The 15,323-nt window shown below is 36.1% G+C and carries 19 protein-coding genes, 1 tRNA gene, 1 other RNA gene and 3 pseudogenes; 19 read left to right on the top strand and 5 right to left on the bottom strand.

Going from position 1 to position 15,323, the window contains the following annotated elements; translation table 11 throughout:
• Together HMPREF9171_RS0102245 and HMPREF9171_RS112330 are read left to right on the top strand one after the other, a co-directional pair.
• On the top strand, positions 1 to 286 hold a 286-nt coding region (locus HMPREF9171_RS0102245), incomplete at its 5' end, for a DUF771 domain-containing protein (protein ID WP_029776299.1).
• Positions 287 to 335: 49 nt separating this feature from the next.
• Complete coding sequence (locus HMPREF9171_RS112330; protein WP_000257255.1) at positions 336 to 1,457, top strand: site-specific integrase; 1,122 nt, start codon at positions 336 to 338, stop codon at positions 1,455 to 1,457.
• Positions 1,458 to 1,557: 100 nt separating this feature from the next.
• Here HMPREF9171_RS112330 and HMPREF9171_RS112335 read toward each other — a convergent pair.
• The 4 genes from HMPREF9171_RS112335 to HMPREF9171_RS112345 all read right to left on the bottom strand — a co-directional run bounded on the left by HMPREF9171_RS112335 (position 1,558) and on the right by HMPREF9171_RS112345 (position 3,667).
• Positions 1,558 to 1,630: transfer RNA gene (locus HMPREF9171_RS112335), tRNA-Lys, on the bottom strand.
• A non-coding RNA gene (ssrS, locus tag HMPREF9171_RS1000000114245) (6S RNA) lies at positions 1,631 to 1,823 on the bottom strand.
• Between the two features lie 88 nt (positions 1,824 to 1,911).
• Complete coding sequence (locus HMPREF9171_RS112340; protein WP_000774763.1) at positions 1,912 to 3,180, bottom strand: replication-associated recombination protein A; 1,269 nt, start codon at positions 3,178 to 3,180, stop codon at positions 1,912 to 1,914.
• Positions 3,173 to 3,667, bottom strand: a complete 495-nt coding sequence (locus HMPREF9171_RS112345) for a GNAT family N-acetyltransferase (RefSeq protein ID WP_000586893.1) — start codon at positions 3,665 to 3,667, stop codon at positions 3,173 to 3,175. The genes HMPREF9171_RS112340 and HMPREF9171_RS112345 overlap by 8 nt, the downstream gene beginning before the upstream one ends.
• 326 nt (positions 3,668 to 3,993) lie before the next feature.
• Between HMPREF9171_RS112345 and HMPREF9171_RS112350 the strand changes: the two genes are divergently transcribed.
• From HMPREF9171_RS112350 to HMPREF9171_RS112405, 14 genes and pseudogenes are all read left to right on the top strand, one after another.
• Complete coding sequence (locus HMPREF9171_RS112350; RefSeq protein ID WP_001051345.1) at positions 3,994 to 4,464, top strand: DUF3013 family protein; 471 nt, start codon at positions 3,994 to 3,996, stop codon at positions 4,462 to 4,464.
• Between the two features lie 5 nt (positions 4,465 to 4,469).
• Positions 4,470 to 4,613, top strand: a pseudogene (locus HMPREF9171_RS1000000114240) (ASCH domain-containing protein); the annotation flags it as partial.
• Positions 4,600 to 4,734 (top strand): annotated as a pseudogene (locus HMPREF9171_RS112355) (DNA mismatch repair protein MutT); the annotation flags it as partial. The pseudogenes HMPREF9171_RS1000000114240 and HMPREF9171_RS112355, both read left to right, overlap by 14 nt.
• Before the next feature lie 174 nt (positions 4,735 to 4,908).
• Positions 4,909 to 5,097: a hypothetical protein gene (locus HMPREF9171_RS112360; protein ID WP_000039946.1), complete on the top strand. Its 189-nt coding sequence runs from the start codon at positions 4,909 to 4,911 to the stop codon at positions 5,095 to 5,097.
• Positions 5,078 to 5,901, top strand: a pseudogene (locus HMPREF9171_RS01000000112875) (replication initiator protein A). The gene HMPREF9171_RS112360 and the pseudogene HMPREF9171_RS01000000112875 overlap by 20 nt, the downstream one beginning before the upstream one ends.
• A 155-nt stretch (positions 5,902 to 6,056) precedes the next feature.
• The gene (gene dcm, locus HMPREF9171_RS112365) at positions 6,057 to 7,424 is read left to right on the top strand and encodes a DNA (cytosine-5-)-methyltransferase (protein WP_000670036.1); all 1,368 of its coding nucleotides are present in this window, start codon (positions 6,057 to 6,059) and stop codon (positions 7,422 to 7,424) included.
• Between the two features lie 190 nt (positions 7,425 to 7,614).
• Positions 7,615 to 8,115, top strand: coding sequence for a hypothetical protein (locus HMPREF9171_RS112370; RefSeq protein WP_000373372.1), 501 nt, complete (start codon positions 7,615 to 7,617; stop codon positions 8,113 to 8,115).
• Between the two features lie 5 nt (positions 8,116 to 8,120).
• Positions 8,121 to 8,279, top strand: a complete 159-nt coding sequence (locus HMPREF9171_RS1000000113890) for a hypothetical protein (protein ID WP_000656632.1) — start codon at positions 8,121 to 8,123, stop codon at positions 8,277 to 8,279.
• A 294-nt stretch (positions 8,280 to 8,573) separates the two neighbouring features.
• Positions 8,574 to 10,067, top strand: coding sequence for a primase C-terminal domain-containing protein (locus HMPREF9171_RS112380; protein WP_000775730.1), 1,494 nt, complete (start codon positions 8,574 to 8,576; stop codon positions 10,065 to 10,067).
• Positions 10,068 to 10,154: 87 nt separating this feature from the next.
• Positions 10,155 to 10,316: a hypothetical protein gene (locus HMPREF9171_RS1000000113885; protein ID WP_000600808.1), complete on the top strand. Its 162-nt coding sequence runs from the start codon at positions 10,155 to 10,157 to the stop codon at positions 10,314 to 10,316.
• A gap of 8 nt (positions 10,317 to 10,324) precedes the next feature.
• The gene (locus tag HMPREF9171_RS112385) at positions 10,325 to 10,528 is read left to right on the top strand and encodes a hypothetical protein (RefSeq protein ID WP_000878298.1); all 204 of its coding nucleotides are present in this window, start codon (positions 10,325 to 10,327) and stop codon (positions 10,526 to 10,528) included.
• 15 nt (positions 10,529 to 10,543) lie between these two features.
• Positions 10,544 to 10,966, top strand: coding sequence for a hypothetical protein (locus HMPREF9171_RS112390; RefSeq protein ID WP_001292120.1), 423 nt, complete (start codon positions 10,544 to 10,546; stop codon positions 10,964 to 10,966).
• Positions 10,963 to 11,409 (top strand): thioredoxin domain-containing protein, encoded by a 447-nt coding sequence (locus HMPREF9171_RS112395; RefSeq protein WP_001206577.1) that lies wholly within the window; start codon positions 10,963 to 10,965, stop codon positions 11,407 to 11,409. The genes HMPREF9171_RS112390 and HMPREF9171_RS112395 overlap by 4 nt, the downstream gene beginning before the upstream one ends.
• Before the next feature lie 352 nt (positions 11,410 to 11,761).
• Positions 11,762 to 12,013, top strand: coding sequence for a hypothetical protein (locus HMPREF9171_RS112405; protein WP_000436117.1), 252 nt, complete (start codon positions 11,762 to 11,764; stop codon positions 12,011 to 12,013).
• On the opposite strand, the gene HMPREF9171_RS112410 is transcribed toward HMPREF9171_RS112405, so the two are convergent.
• The gene (locus HMPREF9171_RS112410; protein ID WP_000009938.1) at positions 11,999 to 12,958 is read right to left on the bottom strand and encodes a hypothetical protein; all 960 of its coding nucleotides are present in this window, start codon (positions 12,956 to 12,958) and stop codon (positions 11,999 to 12,001) included. The two genes, HMPREF9171_RS112405 and HMPREF9171_RS112410, sit on opposite strands and share 15 nt — an antisense overlap.
• Before the next feature lie 73 nt (positions 12,959 to 13,031).
• Here HMPREF9171_RS112410 and HMPREF9171_RS112415 point away from each other — a divergent pair, with 73 nt between their 5' ends.
• From HMPREF9171_RS112415 to HMPREF9171_RS112425, 3 genes are all read left to right on the top strand, one after another.
• Complete coding sequence (locus HMPREF9171_RS112415; protein WP_000573155.1) at positions 13,032 to 14,033, top strand: hypothetical protein; 1,002 nt, start codon at positions 13,032 to 13,034, stop codon at positions 14,031 to 14,033.
• Between the two features lie 15 nt (positions 14,034 to 14,048).
• On the top strand, positions 14,049 to 14,276 hold the full coding sequence (locus HMPREF9171_RS112420) for a hypothetical protein (RefSeq protein WP_000540363.1): 228 nt from the start codon (positions 14,049 to 14,051) through the stop codon (positions 14,274 to 14,276).
• Between the two features lie 66 nt (positions 14,277 to 14,342).
• Entirely contained in the window at positions 14,343 to 15,170 is an 828-nt protein-coding gene (locus tag HMPREF9171_RS112425) for a hypothetical protein (protein WP_000792996.1), read from the top strand.
• Positions 15,171 to 15,323 lie beyond the last annotated feature (153 nt).

Genomic DNA, 15,323 nt, shown 5'->3' with positions numbered 1-15,323 from the left:
AGTTGTTATTATTTCAAAAGAAGAATATTTAAATTTATTAAGTGATAATGAACAAGGCAAGTGGTGGGATATTGATAACTTGCAAGAGTTATTGGGAATTGGAAGGTCAAAATTGATTAATGATATTTTGTTAAATCCAGATATAAAAAAAGAAGTAGATTTATCAATTAATCCAAATGGTTTTATTGTTTATCCGAAAGGTAAAGGTAGTCGATATAAAATATTAGCAACAAAAGCTAGAAAATATTTTGAAGATAATTTTGGTTCTATTTTATTAAATAGTTAAATGATATAATATTGAGGATAAATTCCTTGATGTCTAAGAAAGGAGTAAAATGGCAACATATAGACAAAGAGGTAAAAAGAAATTATGGGATTATAGAATATTCAATGAAAAAAGTGAGTTAGTTGCTTCTGGTTCAGGTTTTAAGACAAAGCGTGAAGCTATGAATGAAGCTATGAGGATAGAGCAACAAAAGTTATTAGTAAATTCTATATCTTCTGATATAACATTGTATGATTTGTGGTTTGAATGGTACAGTTTAATTATAAAGCCTAGCAATCTAGCAGAGACTACAAAGAACAAATATTTTACAAGAGGTTCTGTTATTCGTAAACTTTTTGGAAATCAGAAAGTAAATAAAATAAAGCATAGTGCGTATCAGAGGAAATTAAATACGTACGCTGAAAAATACACTAAAAACCATGTTAGAAGGTTAAATTCAGATATAAAAAAAGCTATCCAATTTGCTAAAAGAGATGGTGTCTTATTATCTGATTTTACTGATGGAGTTGTCATAGCTGGTAGGAAATTTGTTAAGGATGCAGATGATAAATATCTACATAGTATTTTTGATTACAAGAAAGTGATATCTTATTTAGAAAACAATTTGGATTATTCAAATAGTATCGTTTATTATTTATTACTGGTGCTATTTAAAACAGGTTTACGAGTGGGTGAAGCTTTAGCATTAACTTGGGATGATGTTAATTTTGAAGATCTAGAAATTAAGACGTATCGAAGATTTAGTGGCGATAAGGGAACTTTTAGTCCACCTAAAACAAAAACTTCTATCCGCACTATTCCTATTAGTCAATCTTTAGCATTAATCTTAAGAGATTTGAAGGATGATCAGCAAGTTATGTTGAAAAACTTAAAAATTGTAAACATGAATAATCAAATATTTTATGACTATAGATATGGTGTTTCGACAAATAGTGCGATAAATAAAAGTCTTAAAAATGTTTTAAAAATATTAAATATTAATTCAAAAATGACTGCAACAGGTGCAAGGCATACTTATGGAAGTTACTTATTAGCAAAAGGTGTAGATATTTGGGTAGTTGCAAGATTAATGGGTCATAAGGATATTACACAGTTACTTGAAACTTATGGTCACGTCTTGACAGAAGTAATAAATAAGGAATATGAAACGGTCAGAAGTTTAGTATCTTAAAGCTAATTTTTAAAGAATATCTTCTAGAACAAATTTAGAACAAATCTGCTGAAACAAAGAAAAAAACCTTTAAAATCAAGGTTTTTGACAATATTATTAATGCCCCCTACAGGGCTCGAACCTGTGACCCATAGATTAAGAGTCTACTGCTCTACCAACTGAGCTAAGGAGGCTAGGAAGCTGTATTGGCACCGATGATCCACTTTTTGTATTGATCCCGCACAAAATAAGCAGGTGGGTAACTCGCACCTCTTTAAGTGGCTTCCGCGTGTTAACGGCTTGCGCACTAGAGATGACTTCGTTTCCCGAAATACAAAGAAATAGTCGGTCAACACTTAGATGTGGATTCGTATGCCACAGCAATGTTTCTATGTCTTTATGATACCACTTTTTATAAAATTTTCAAGCAAAATTATCGATTTTTGAAATCGATTGCGATTTTTAAAACTAGCAATCAGTCTGAGAGCTTATCAATGCGCTCTTTATTTGAACCAAGTGCGCGTTCGTATTTACCAGTTTCATTGGCTTCAAAGTAATTATGTCCTACTAGTTTATCTGGTAAGTATTGTTGTTTAACCCATTTTTCAGGATAGGCGTGAGGGTACTTGTAATCCTTTGCATTGCCCAAGGTTTTACTACCGCTGTAATGTCCATCTCTTAGGTGACGTGGAATAGGTAAATTTCCTGAACGACGTAAATCAGCTAAGGCTGCATCCATAGCCAAATAGGCTGAATTTGATTTAGGTGATAGAGCTAAATCCACAACAATGTTAGCAATAAGAATACGAGCTTCTGGAAAACCAATGCGTTGGGCAGCTTCCAATGCAGTCACAGTATGTATTTGTGCTTCGGGGTTAGCTAAGCCGATATCTTCATAAGCAATAATGGTCAAACGTCTTGCTAAACTAGGTAAATCTCCAGCTTCTACCAAACGAGCGGCATAGTGCAGGCTGGCATTGACATCAGAACCTCTAATTGATTTTTGTAAGGCTGATAGGACATCATAATGCCCATCTCCGTTTTTATCCATTGTAATATAACTACGCTGCAGACTATTTTCCATTGTCTCTAGACTAATATGACGGCTACCATCTTCATTAGGAGAAGTAGACATGACTGCTAGATCCAAGGAATTATAAGCAGATCGTAGGTCTCCATTTGTGGCGGTAACAATGAAATCTAGCGCCTCATCATCAATTGTCACTAAAAAAGGAAATCCCCGTTCTTTATCGGAAATTGCTAGTTGAATGGCTTTTTTAATATCCTCGTTAGAAAGAGGTTCTAACTCAAAAATTTGTACCCTACTTCTAATGGCAGGAGTTACTGAAAAGAAAGGATTTTCAGTTGTTGCTCCAATCATAATAATATTGCCATTCTCAAGTAAAGGTAAAAGAAAATCTTGTTTTGTCTTGTCAAGTCTATGGATCTCGTCAAGTAATAAAACTAAGCCACCAGAAAATTTAGCTTCTTCTGCAATTTCTTGAAGACGTTTTTTACTATCAACAGTGGCATTAAAAGTACGAAAGGCATATTTAGTAGTACCAGCAATAGCAGAAGCAATAGAAGTCTTCCCGATACCTGGTGGTCCATATAGAATCATGGAAGATAACATATTAGCTGCAACCATTCGATCAATAATTTTGCCATTACCAACGAGATGTTGCTGCCCGATAACTTCATTAATATTGCGAGGACGCATACGTAGAGCAAGATTGTCAGCCATGATTATTCTCCAAATCTTTTGCGAAAATTAAAGCGTCAACATAATGATTTTCAATGAAAAAGGCTTTAGTGATTCGAGCCTCTTCGGTAAACCCGTATTTTTGATAGAGGGAAATGGCTCTGCTGTTGTTGCCCATGACATGCATGGCAATCTTGATGTAACCTTGAGCTTTAGCCTCAGTTAGCAGAGCTTTCAAGAGAGCTTTACCCAGTAGTCCCTGACCTTGGTAGGGTTCAGCGATGAGAATGCCGAAAGTGGCAACATGCTTGCCAGCTGGGAAAGGATAGTAGGGACCAAAGTCCAAGACGCCAGCAATCTTATCATCGACCTCAGCGACAAAGAAGGACATGCCATTTGCCAGATTCTTCTCCAAGTCACTCTCAGTCCACTTGCGGTCATAGACAGGAGAGGTAAGAGCAGTCCAGCCTGTATTTTGTAAGGTCAGAACTGCCCCACGGTCGCAGTCCTGCATAGGTCTGATAATCATAATTGATGATACAAAGGGACGGTTCGGTTTACCGAAAATTTTCGTAAAGAAATAGGGAACGACGAAGTGTCGTCAGACACTAGGAAGTTCATCTTTTCTTCTAGAAAATTAGTCCCGTGTTCAAATCCTTTCTATTTTCTATATAGAGTTTTTCTCTTAGCTGACTCTTTTAATATAGTATGAAGTCAGTCAAAAACGGCTAATCTTTGAGACTATTGTAACATAAAAATAAGTAGGAACTACCTTTTGATTAACCTGAGTCTGTAACGTTTTTCTTCTATTTCATGTTATAATAAGAAAGAATAAATAGAAAATAAGGACATAAGATGGCTAAATTTGGATTTTTATCGGTACTAGAAGAAGAATTGGATAAGCATTTACAGTATGACTTTGCCATGGATTGGGATAAGAAAAATCATACTGTAGAAGTCACTTTTATATTAGAAGCACAAAACAGCTCTGCTATTGAAACCGTGGACGACCAGGGGGAGACGTGTAGCGAGGATATCGTTTTTGAGGACTATGTACTCTTTTACAACCCTGTAAAGTCTCGCTTTGATGCTGAGGACTATCTGGTGACTATCCCCTATGAGCCTAAGAAGGGCTTGTCGCGTGAGTTTCTGGCTTATTTTGCGGAGACTCTCAACGAGGTTGCCACTGAAGGGTTGAGCGACCTCATGGACTTCCTCACCGATGACAGTATCGAAGAGTTCGGTCTTTCTTGGGATACGGATGCTTTTGAAAATGGCAGAGCAGAACTGAAAGAGACAGAGTTTTACCCTTATCCGAGATATTAGACTTGATGGATTTGCTAAAATGTGGATATACATTGGATGATATAGAAACAGCCAGACCAGAGGATATGGAACGTTATTATCCCCCTGAACAAATCAGAAAATATGGAGCTTTAGGAATAGAATTGAGGTTATTGCATGGATATTTTTGATGAGTTATTTGATTTCTCAGGTGCAAAGATCGCTCTTTTCTGCGAGGGAAAGATTTTGACCAGCCTAAGAGATGATTTTCCAGATTTGCCCTATGCAGGCTTTTGGGACTTACCAGGCGGGGATTATGTCATAATAATGACAGGTGCAAATTATTTAGATTTATCAAGGGGTTAGAGGTTTCTACAAATCTATTTTTTTAGGGAGGAGTCTGCCCAAAACTAAACTGTAATCGTATCGTTTAAGCGAGAACAATTAAAAAGGTTCTCGCTTTTTTGCGTTTAGAAAGGAAAATGAATGTCAAAATTGGAACAATCATCACGTTATATTGTGATTACTCATCTCATGTTCATCATGGGAATAGACATTGTCAAAGCAACGGCAGTAGTCGCTGAAATGGAACAGAATGGATTGCTTCGCTTTACGGAAAAAGGGAACTTAGAAATCAAAGAATTGGAGACAAGCTATGAAACGAATAACTGCTAATCACTATCAAACCTCTGAACGCTATTATAAGCTTCCTAAAGTTCTTTTTGAGAGTGAGACCTACAAGGACATGAAGTTAGAAGTCAAAGTGGCTAATGCGGTGTTAAAAGACCGTCTATAGCTTTCTCTCAGCCATGGTTGGATTGATGATGAGGGAGCATTCTATCTGATTTACTCCAATGCCAAGTTGATGGAGCTCTTGGGTTTCTCGAAATCGAAGTTATTGACGATAAAGAAAACCTTACATGCTTATGGCCTGATTGAAGAAGTCCAACAATCTTCCAGTGAAAAAGGTCGGATGGCAAATAAGATTTACTTGGGAGAATTGGAACATGAAGCTACCCCAGTCTTAGATTCAGACGGGGGTGGTGTTAAGAAAACACGAGGGGGTGTCAAAATCAGCCGGGGCCGGTCTTAAATTCAGCCACTAGTGAGACTGAAGTTAGTGAGACTAATAATAGTGAAACTAAAGGGAGTGAGTCTGTCATTGAGGACGAGGAGGAGACAGAAAATCTAACAAGTAAGAAAAGCGAAAATGAACATTTTCATCGTAAGGTGGAGCAAGTCACAAGATATGACAGAGATTACATTTGGGGACTGGTTCATGACCAGTTGAGACAAGTTGGATTATCACAGGCAGCTAGTGACTATGCCATGATTCATTTTGACCACCGCTACAAATATGCTTTGGAACACATGAGGTTTGCGGCTAGGGCAGAAACGATAGCGGAATACGTTTTTAATGGCATATTAGCCGAATGGACCAAGGGACAACGCTTAAACGAACTAAAAGGAGGTGAGTAGATGTTTTGGTGGATTTTATTAGGGATTTTGGGACTAGGAATGATTTGGCTCATTATTGAGGTCATCACTGCCCCAGAAATGGAAGATCATTATTAAGCAAGGGCGTTACAGAAGAAGTAATGTCCTTTTATTTTTGCCAGAAAGGAATGAGAGATATGAAGTTTTTAGATTTGTTTGCAGGAATTGGAGGCTTTCGATTGGGTTTAACTAATCAGGGCCATGAGTGTATTGGCTTTTGTGAAATTGACAAGTTTGCGAGGAAATCTTACAAGGCCATCTATAAGACCGAAGGAGAAATAGAATTTCATGATATTAGACAAGTTACAGACCAAGACTTTAGACAACTTAGAGGGCAAGTGGACATCATCTGTGGGGGCTTCCCTTGCCAAGCATTTTCACTCGCAGGCAGACGATTGGGATTTGAGGATACTAGAGGAACTCTGTTCTTTGAGATTGCTCGAGCGGTCAAACAGATCCAACCACGTTTTCTATTTTTGGAAAACGTCAAAGGCTTACTCAGTCACGACAAGGGAGAGACATTTCGAACAATCCTCACCACATTGGATGAGTTGGGGTATGATGTCGAATGGCAGGTGCTTAACAGTAAAGATTTCCAAGTGCCACAAAACCGTGAAAGAATTTTTATTATCGGACATTCTAGAAGATACTGTTCCCGATTCTTATTTCCTCTCAGAAGAGAAAGTAGCTCAACTGGTCTTGAGCGATTAGGTAATATCAATCCGTCAGGAAAAGGCATGAATGGGGAGGTTTATCTAACCAGCGGTTTAGCACCAACCCTAACAAGAGGAAAAGGAGAAGGGACTAAAATTGCCATTCCAGTATTAACCCCAGATAGGTTAGAAAAACGCCAACATGGCAGACGCTTTAAGGACAATCAAGAGCCTATGTTTACCTTAACTAGCCAAGATAGACATGGAGTGGTCGTCGCAGGAACCTTACCAACGTCTTTTGTGCAAACTGGACGAGTCTATGACCTTTCAGGGATTTCTCCAACACTGACTACCATGCAGGGAGGTGATAAAGTTCCTAAGATTCTTTATCGTGAAGAAGCACCGCATTTAAAAATTAGGGAAGCCACCAAACTAGGCTATGCCAAGGCAACCATTGGAGATTCTGTCAACCTTGCTTACCCAGAGTCTACCAAACGTAGAGGGCGAGTAGGAAAGGGAATATCAAATACCTTGACCACCTCTGATAACATGGGAGTGGTCGTAGCTGCTTTAGAGTACCGTAAGGACAAGTGGTATGAAGTGACTGGGCTTGTCTTAGACGGAAAACTTTATCGTTTGAGAATCAGACGCCTAACACCTAGAGAGTGTTTTAGGCTTCAAGGATTTCCTGATTGGGCTTATGAAAGGGCAGAGACTGTATCCAGTAAAAGTCAGTTATACAAACAGGCCGGAAATAGCGTGACCGTCACCGTTATTGAAGTTATTGCTAGAGAATTTAGAAAGATTGAAGAGGAAGAAGAACATGAAATTATTACACACGAAGAGTATTAGGGAGTGCACAGAACTGGAAGAAGCCATTCATCGATGGTAGGATTAGAGATTGTAATGAATATAGACCCGTTAGAAATCTTTGACGTTATCGATCATGATAAGAAGGGAAACAGCGAACAAGAGCCTACAACAATCCAATTAAGCTTATTTGACTCAATGACGTGCATTTGACAGAAGGAGATAAATTAGGATGGACAGAGAAGCGCTATACAATGAATTAATTCAAAGTGAACCATTAGGTTTCATTGATCCTTTTTCTGACCTTGGCGAATTTGATCCTCTTCAGCTGAAATTTAAACAGCCTGTCAAAGAGCTAGTGAATCGATATTCAGGAAAACCTTACAGCTTGGCATGGCAACATAAAATTATGGAAATGCGGAAGTTGTTTATTGATTATCAGATAGCATTAAATGAAGAAGATAAGCAGATTAACTTTCAGCGAAGAACAAGAAGCGAAGAGTCCAAAGAACATGCTACCACTATTGTAACAACATATTTGAAGTTGGGATTTAGTTTTAAAGAAATTGAGAAGCGTGTTTCTTTATCTTACAAACAACTTCGTCGAGGGTGGAAAAGAAGTGATCACATAATGACAAATAGTCCTGAATTTTATAGAAAAGGGGACTTATCTGAAGGTTACTGTTTACCGAGTAAAAAGCTACCTAAAAGTATGAGAATCAATGAGGAGTAATTATCATGAAAGAAGCAGTATTAACGAAAGGTATTTGTCAAAAATGCGGATGCACGTGGGAAACACCCTGTATTGATGAAAAATGGGGTTGTTGCTGGTGGATGGATCATGATGAGACTATCTGTAGTCATTGTTTTTGGAAATTAAATGAAGAGGTGAAATGATGGGGAAACTAGAAAATTCAATCAGTATGATTTTGATTATGGGAATACTTTTAATCAGGTTAAATAGAATTAGAAACCATAAAGCGGACTACCTATCAGGTAAACGAGTTGGATATTTTCAGTCTCCAAAATTAGATTATTGGAATGATTTAGTCACGACAATTTTTGGCATAATTCTATCAGCCATTCTACTTGGAATTTCGCTATTCCTTCAGCTATCCAATTAGTCTGTAAAGTAAACGAAATTGCTATAAAAACAAAAATAGTTATAATTTCCCAAATATTAGGAGAAGTATGAAGTTACAAGAATGCTTTAGCTTAATCACAAAAGACGGATTAAGAATACAAAAATTTAAGAATAGTCATCTACAGCTCATCTCTTCAGCTGAAGAAGGAAGACGAGGGTCTGTATTTGCTTATCGTTCAAAAGCGAATATGGTGAAGGCACGTGGGGTTGTTTTAACCTCTGTCGAATCATTGCTGGAGAACCAGGATCAGTTTACGCACTGGACTCCTAACGTATATTGCTATGGAAGCTATAGTGATGCTGGTCGACGTATTACACGTGGCCACTCTGAAGATAATCTTAGACAGATTAACACATTCTACATTGACTTCGATATTACCTCTGCAGCTGAAGAAATGACGACAGGAGATATTTTAACTGCTTCCCTGGAGCTAGGTTTTATGCCGACTTTGATTCTAAAATCTGATAAAGGATTTCAAGCCTATTTTGTTCTCTCAGAATCAGCTTATGTTACAGCTCATTCCCAATTTCGAGTGGTAAAGGTGGCTAAAGCTATCTCTCAAAATTTGAGAAATTACTTTGCTCAAACTTTACCAGTAGATATGACCTGTAACCATTTTGGAATTGCTCGGATTCCTCGAACTGATAATGTTGAATTTTTTGATGCTGACTATACCTATTCGTTCCAGGAGTGGTTAGATTGGTCGATGAAGCAATCAGAACTTCCTTTCCCAAGTAAAAAGCCCAATTTGACAGTTATTTCAGGCTCTGAAGGGGTGAAACAGACTGATGAACCCTGGTATCAATTGCTGATGAGAGAGGGGAATATCAAAGGTGGAAAATCCTTGATGGGAAGAAACAACGTTCTTTTCACGCTGGCTTTAGCCAACTTCTCTTCAGGAATCAGTCAGGAAGAATGTGAGGAAGTTCTTTCTAGTTTCAATGCAAATCTAGACGAACCACTCTCTTCAGCTGAATATCATAAGATTATCACAAGCGCCTACTCAGGAAAATATGAAGCTGCTAGTCGTGACTATGTAATGACTTTATGTAAAGCATGGGTTAACCAGGAACTAAAGGCTTCAGATCTCTTTGTGAAGCAACGTTGGTACAAGTTTAAGAAGAAACGTGCAGACAGAAAGAATAGTCATCTTCATGAATGGAAAACAGACGTAATGGCCTATTTAGAAGGCTTCTATCAATCTGAGGATCCATTTATCCAGACGACAAAAAAAGAGATACGAGAGAAGTTGAACATTCCTGAGCGTTCATTAGACAAAGTATTGAAGGTTCTCAAAACAGAACAAAAGATCTTCTTCACAGTCAAACATGGCCGTGGAGGAGGCATCAGATTAGCCTCTATCAAAGCAATCTTACTTTCCCTTATCCAGGTAAAGAAAGAACGTCAGGAAGCTTATATGGACAACATTGCCACTTTCTTTGAAGAAAGTATAGAGTTCACTCAGAGAGTGATAGAAAAGGTTAAAGATGGGTTTAAACAAACACAACAACTATCTCTATTTGAACTTGATATTGGATAATTTTAAAACCCGTAAACTGCCTTACATTTATATCTACGATTATTACAAGGATATACATGTATATAAAATAACTTAAGGAGGAATGATATGATTTTGATTTTAGTTGGATTGTTTAGTCTTATATTTGTAGGAGGATTTTTCTTAGTTCTCTCACTTATAGGGATTCGTCAACAAGTTCGTTTTGAAAACGGATATGATGCTGAGTTAGAGACAGATCAGCTGGCAATGATTAGCCAAAATAGAAAGTGAGAAGAAGAATGAAGTACGTAATTTTCAGTTTTGAATTAGGTGATTATATTTGTAATGGGGAGAATAAAGTTTTAGTTTTTGATACTTTGGGACTAGCATTTCAGTATCTTCAAAAACATTATCGAAAACCATTTCCTGAACAAAGAAAAAAGAGCTTGATTCACTATCCAGATGTGTATCAAGCTCCGTTTAGACTTCTAAAAGTTTGTTAGGAAGGAGACAGGTCGATGTCAGAGTTATTCAAAATTATTCGTGGATACTACCTAACAGGAGTTGGACAGGAACCATTGGCTTATTATTTCAAACTTTCATCGGATAACTTAAAATTTGAGTCAGTTTCTGCAGGGTCTGTAGCTTTAACTTTTTATCAAAACGAGGAGAGTATTTCTAGCATTCCAGCGATTATTAGAGTAGATAGTGTTATCTCGAATGATAAAATGATTTCAGATTACCTGCAGGAGGAGTTGAGAGATCATTATCCAATGTTGCCAATTGTCCGTGTATTGGATTCCGAGGAATTTGATCCTTTGCTTTTTCAAGAAGTGATGACAACGTTCACTAACTTGAAATCAGAAATAAAAGAATTGGCCAAGATTGATTATGTTCAAGGTTCCATATTTGATTTTATGGATGATGAGGAAGTAGTATGAGAGAGTTTTTTAGACACATTAAGTTAGCTGTAGGTGCTATTCTCGTTATTTTATTTGTGAGTCTCGCAGTTCTAGGAGGATATAGGATGTATAAAGATCATCTTATCTTAGATTATGATCCTCATCTTACTCAGAAGGAATACCAGAATACTGTACTTGATCAAAATGTAAATCTAGTATTTTATAAAAAAGATTGTCCTTACTGTCAGGTTGGAAAAAGCGTTGTTGTAGAGGCAGCCAATAAAGGTTCTTATCCTACATTTTATATTGATACTCAGACAGAAGAAGGTCAAAAGTTGGTAGAAAAATACCAGGTTGAAAAAGCTGCAACTATCATTAAGATTCGTAAGGGAAAAATAAAGAAATATCTATATGCTTCAAGAGATTCAGATGAAAAGATTGTCGCAGATGAGAAAGGGATCCAGGAGGCCATAAATGACTAAAAGGGTCAAGCTAAGTAAATGGGCTGAGAAAGCTTTTCACAGATTGAAGTATGTCTAAGGAGGTAGTATGTATCAAATTTTAAATGCTATTGCGCATGGCGTGGTTGGAACTTTCTTGATTGCGATCTGGTTCGTACCACTCTTCGAGATAACCATATGTGATAACTTTGGAAATGAAATCAAAACGAAAAGGCTGCCATTAGCGTTCTTAATGTTACTAAAAAGTGTTTGGCCGAAAAGTAAGGTTTCATTTATTTGGAAAGGATATAAGAGGCATGGACATCAGAGATAAGCCATTATTATAAAACCATAAATAGATACTATTTAGAATTAGAAAGGTGAAAATAAGAATATGGAACAAAAATATTACGCTGTCCTTATGCAAATCAATGTTGGAAAAAGTGTCTGGTTAGTCCCACAAAAAAGTGGGAAACTAGCTTGGTCAGATGAAATTAGTGGAACAAGGGTTTTTAATAGTTATAAGGAAGCTAGGGAAGTTGTTGAAAATCATTTTCTAGAGAATTTTAGATTTATTGGTTCATACAAAATTATAGAGTTCACTTATCAAGAATTGTTAGATTTTGAAATATTAACTGATGACTAAATAGTCCAAAATATCTTCATAGCTCACATCTGGATTGATGTATTTATTGGAGCTATGTCTAACAAATTTTCCAAAGTAAAATAATTTAAGGGGTTGCTTATCTTTTGCTGCTTTTTCCAATATTTTTAGCTTTCCCTTGACTCCGTGATGGCTAGCAGTGTTTTTGTTAATTAAGATAGATGGACAATTAGAGACGTCACCAATTGTGCATCTACTGTCGAATCTAACTAAAAAATAACTTTTTTCAGGTTTCTCTTCATTGTCAATAGACATTACTGTTGCAGTATCATAATAGATGTTAACCTCTTCTAAGTTTATTCCTCTTTGATTAGCTTCTTTTAGATTGACAAAGTGTTTTTCGAGTTGGATTTCTATTTTATGTTTATCATAGAATGTATATTTCTCTCCGGACTGGTATTCTAAAAAATAATTGACTAAATCTCTTAGTTGTTTCACATGGCTACGGAAAGTCTTATTATCCTTATTAGTACAAGAGGAATGAGAGCTTTGATGATGTAGTTCTGCTCTATTTGGCTCAGAAGAAAGATTGGCTTCGTCTTTCTGTCTAGGTTTAGTTACAGTAGCCAATACTCCTTTAATAAGGTCTAAGTCAATAATCAGTTTGTTTTTCTCACGGTAAAAAGAGATATGATTTTCAGACGTTACTTCTTGTTCTCTTTGTTGATAATGTTCAATCATGCGTTGACAATAATTAGGGTCATGTCTTTGATTTCTTGCTCCAGGAGTAAAATAAGGAGTTTTATTAAAGCCCGGATTGTTGAAGTTTGCTAAGGTTAATTTGAATGAACAATTTTCTCCACATTGAAACATTTTTGCATCGGTTAGATGATTAGGAGTTCCAATTGGGGAGCAAGAAAAATCAAAGGGCTCTTTTGGAGTTACATATTGTTTTAATTCTAAACTATAAGCAGATTGAAAAGACATAAATAATTACCTCGTTATAACTTTTATTTTATTTTATCATTATTTCCAATAAAATAGAAAGGATAAATCTATCATGATAGAGACAGCAAAACGCTGGATTGAAAAGATAAAATCTAGCCCAATTTTGAAGCCATTTATTAAGATTAAAGTTTGGTTTCAAGAGAATATTATTAAGAGAAAACTAGTTATTTTCTCAATGTTGTTTGTGACCTGGTTAAGTCTTCTGATGGGAGCAATTTTCTCACCACAAAGACAAACATATACTTCAGAACAACTCAAAACAAAGCAAGTTTTTGCGAATGGGAGTGGTGAGATGAAACTGGTTAGCCAGGAATATTCACCAGATACTGGAATTATCGTTTTACAATTTGAGACGAAAGATGCTACGACTTCGATAGATCGGGGCATTGATGCCAAACGATTAAAATGGAAACTCTATGCGCAGCATAAAGACTCAAAAATAGAGATGGATGTTGTGCCAATCATTGATAATAAAGTATCAGTTATTATTAAAGGAGTTCCGAAAAATTTTGGTGCATTTGCGATTGATGTGACGAATCAGACAGTCTCTTCTAGCTCAATTGATGTGAATATTTCATCGCCATCCAGTGATTCTAAAAAGGTTTCTCAGAAGAAATCTGGAGAAGAGGACACGGTACAATTCTTTGTAACCCCTCAAAATCTTCAGCTTGAAATTAAAGCTATTGAAGTTGTCTCCAGAGAAGAATTCACTCTTCAGGAAATCGAAAAAGAGATCAACTTCCAGAATGAACAGTCTCAAAAATTGACAACATCGATTTCTCAATTGAAGGAATCTATTGACGATGATAATTCACGAAAAGCGAGTCTTCAAGCAGAAGCAAAATATCTAACAGGTGATGATCTCGAAGCCAATCAAAAGAATATTGCTACGCTGGATACAAACATCGAAACGAAGAATAGAACCATCGAAACAGCCTATAAAAACATTGAAAAGTTGAAGGCTAAATTGGAGTCTTTAGACAAGAAAAAACAGGCAGTCAAAGATGGAACATTTGAATTTTCAAACCCTATTGAAACTGTAGAAATGAATTAAAGGAAGGAGATAATTATGGGATATGGAGATGCACTTATGGATTGGCAACCTGACGATAGGTTAGAAATTGGAGAACATTCAATGATGTTGACGAATATTCCTACAGCTCGATTAATTGATGAGCATCCTATAGGAAGTAGAGTAATAGATAATGAATATATCGGCAAAATAACCCAGTATTTTAAGAATACAAGAGGGCAAATTTGTATTGCTTATGAAGTTATAGGATATGTAGAAAAATGATGCGAAACGATTATATTTTAACCGCTATTGAAACTGTGGAAATGAATTAAAGTGAGGCAAAATAAAATGAAAAATTTAATTAAAATGGTAAAAGGAACTGATAAATTGGGATATAAATTATCTGCAATTTGTGGAGTGAATTGGCTTATTAGACAAGCCTTTAAATGGCAATATTTATTTTTTGTAATGGTTGCAGTCGCTGTTTTTATAAAAGAAGCTTCCGTAATACTTGAGGTTGATCCAAGGATTTTTGAAACAATGATGTGTTTGATTATTTTATGTGCGCCTTTTACGAAGTTACGTTTAGGGGCTGAAATGTGGATTATAAAGATGTTCATAAGAAATATTGTACTTGCCATCATTTTTACAGCTGCATTAGAAAAACCAATACAAGAATATGAATCATCGTTCTGGCTTTTAGCCACAATCTTTAGTATTGGTATTTATTATTTCATGAAGTGGTTTCAAGCAAAACTTTTTCAGCGTTATCTATTCAAAAATATCTTAAACAAGGATTACCTTGGAATCCGAAAATTAAAAGATAAGTTACCTCCTAAAATCAATCTTTTTACAGATGCTGATGAAGGTGATGCAAACCAACGAATGATTACGATTAATCAGCGAGCAGTGAAAAAGGATTATCAAGATATTGTAGAATTAAGTTTTTTGAATAGAGAAAAACAGACAGGTATTTCCTATTATAGAAAAGCATGGAATGGTTCTGAAGCTCCTCTTGAAAGAGAATTTGTAGATATTGAAGAATTTTATCATCCAGTATTCAGTGTCTTCCCTTTTGGGAAAAAACATGATTTTTGTTTCGAGATGATTCAATTTGATGTAAGTAAAAAGAGTGCATTTTCTATGAAAGCCGAGTTCGTGTTTACCAACAAATAGTAGTCAAAAATCTCCTTAATTTTTGAATTAAGGGGATTTATTTTTTATGATTGTCCCTTTAAAAAATTTTTTTTAGTTATCTTTTATACTAGAATCAATCAAAAAAAGAAAGGCAGAAAAATGAAAGAACAGCTTAAATTAGCACCGAAGGAT

This window comes from Streptococcus agalactiae ATCC 13813 (assembly GCF_000186445.1).
Classification (GTDB): Bacteria; Bacillota; Bacilli; order Lactobacillales; family Streptococcaceae; genus Streptococcus; species Streptococcus agalactiae.
The sequence above is the reverse complement of the archived record's forward strand: the minus strand, read 5'-3'. Positions and strand labels throughout refer to the sequence as shown.

What these genes read in the sequence shown, in the direction of transcription:
- HMPREF9171_RS112330 (WP_000257255.1), top strand. Translation starts at nt 336, where the DNA reads ATGGCAACATATAGACAAAGAGGTAAAAAGAAATTATGGGATTATAGA.
- HMPREF9171_RS112340 (WP_000774763.1), bottom strand. Translation starts at nt 3,180, where the DNA reads ATGGCTGACAATCTTGCTCTACGTATGCGTCCTCGCAATATTAATGAA.
- HMPREF9171_RS112345 (WP_000586893.1), bottom strand. Translation starts at nt 3,667, where the DNA reads ATGATTATCAGACCTATGCAGGACTGCGACCGTGGGGCAGTTCTGACC.
- HMPREF9171_RS112350 (WP_001051345.1), top strand. Translation starts at nt 3,994, where the DNA reads ATGGCTAAATTTGGATTTTTATCGGTACTAGAAGAAGAATTGGATAAG.
- HMPREF9171_RS112360 (WP_000039946.1), top strand. Translation starts at nt 4,909, where the DNA reads ATGTCAAAATTGGAACAATCATCACGTTATATTGTGATTACTCATCTC.
- dcm (WP_000670036.1), top strand. Translation starts at nt 6,057, where the DNA reads ATGAAGTTTTTAGATTTGTTTGCAGGAATTGGAGGCTTTCGATTGGGT.
- HMPREF9171_RS112370 (WP_000373372.1), top strand. Translation starts at nt 7,615, where the DNA reads ATGGACAGAGAAGCGCTATACAATGAATTAATTCAAAGTGAACCATTA.
- HMPREF9171_RS1000000113890 (WP_000656632.1), top strand. Translation starts at nt 8,121, where the DNA reads ATGAAAGAAGCAGTATTAACGAAAGGTATTTGTCAAAAATGCGGATGC.
- HMPREF9171_RS112380 (WP_000775730.1), top strand. Translation starts at nt 8,574, where the DNA reads ATGAAGTTACAAGAATGCTTTAGCTTAATCACAAAAGACGGATTAAGA.
- HMPREF9171_RS1000000113885 (WP_000600808.1), top strand. Translation starts at nt 10,155, where the DNA reads ATGATTTTGATTTTAGTTGGATTGTTTAGTCTTATATTTGTAGGAGGA.
- HMPREF9171_RS112385 (WP_000878298.1), top strand. Translation starts at nt 10,325, where the DNA reads ATGAAGTACGTAATTTTCAGTTTTGAATTAGGTGATTATATTTGTAAT.
- HMPREF9171_RS112390 (WP_001292120.1), top strand. Translation starts at nt 10,544, where the DNA reads ATGTCAGAGTTATTCAAAATTATTCGTGGATACTACCTAACAGGAGTT.
- HMPREF9171_RS112395 (WP_001206577.1), top strand. Translation starts at nt 10,963, where the DNA reads ATGAGAGAGTTTTTTAGACACATTAAGTTAGCTGTAGGTGCTATTCTC.
- HMPREF9171_RS112405 (WP_000436117.1), top strand. Translation starts at nt 11,762, where the DNA reads ATGGAACAAAAATATTACGCTGTCCTTATGCAAATCAATGTTGGAAAA.
- HMPREF9171_RS112410 (WP_000009938.1), bottom strand. Translation starts at nt 12,958, where the DNA reads ATGTCTTTTCAATCTGCTTATAGTTTAGAATTAAAACAATATGTAACT.
- HMPREF9171_RS112415 (WP_000573155.1), top strand. Translation starts at nt 13,032, where the DNA reads ATGATAGAGACAGCAAAACGCTGGATTGAAAAGATAAAATCTAGCCCA.
- HMPREF9171_RS112420 (WP_000540363.1), top strand. Translation starts at nt 14,049, where the DNA reads ATGGGATATGGAGATGCACTTATGGATTGGCAACCTGACGATAGGTTA.
- HMPREF9171_RS112425 (WP_000792996.1), top strand. Translation starts at nt 14,343, where the DNA reads ATGAAAAATTTAATTAAAATGGTAAAAGGAACTGATAAATTGGGATAT.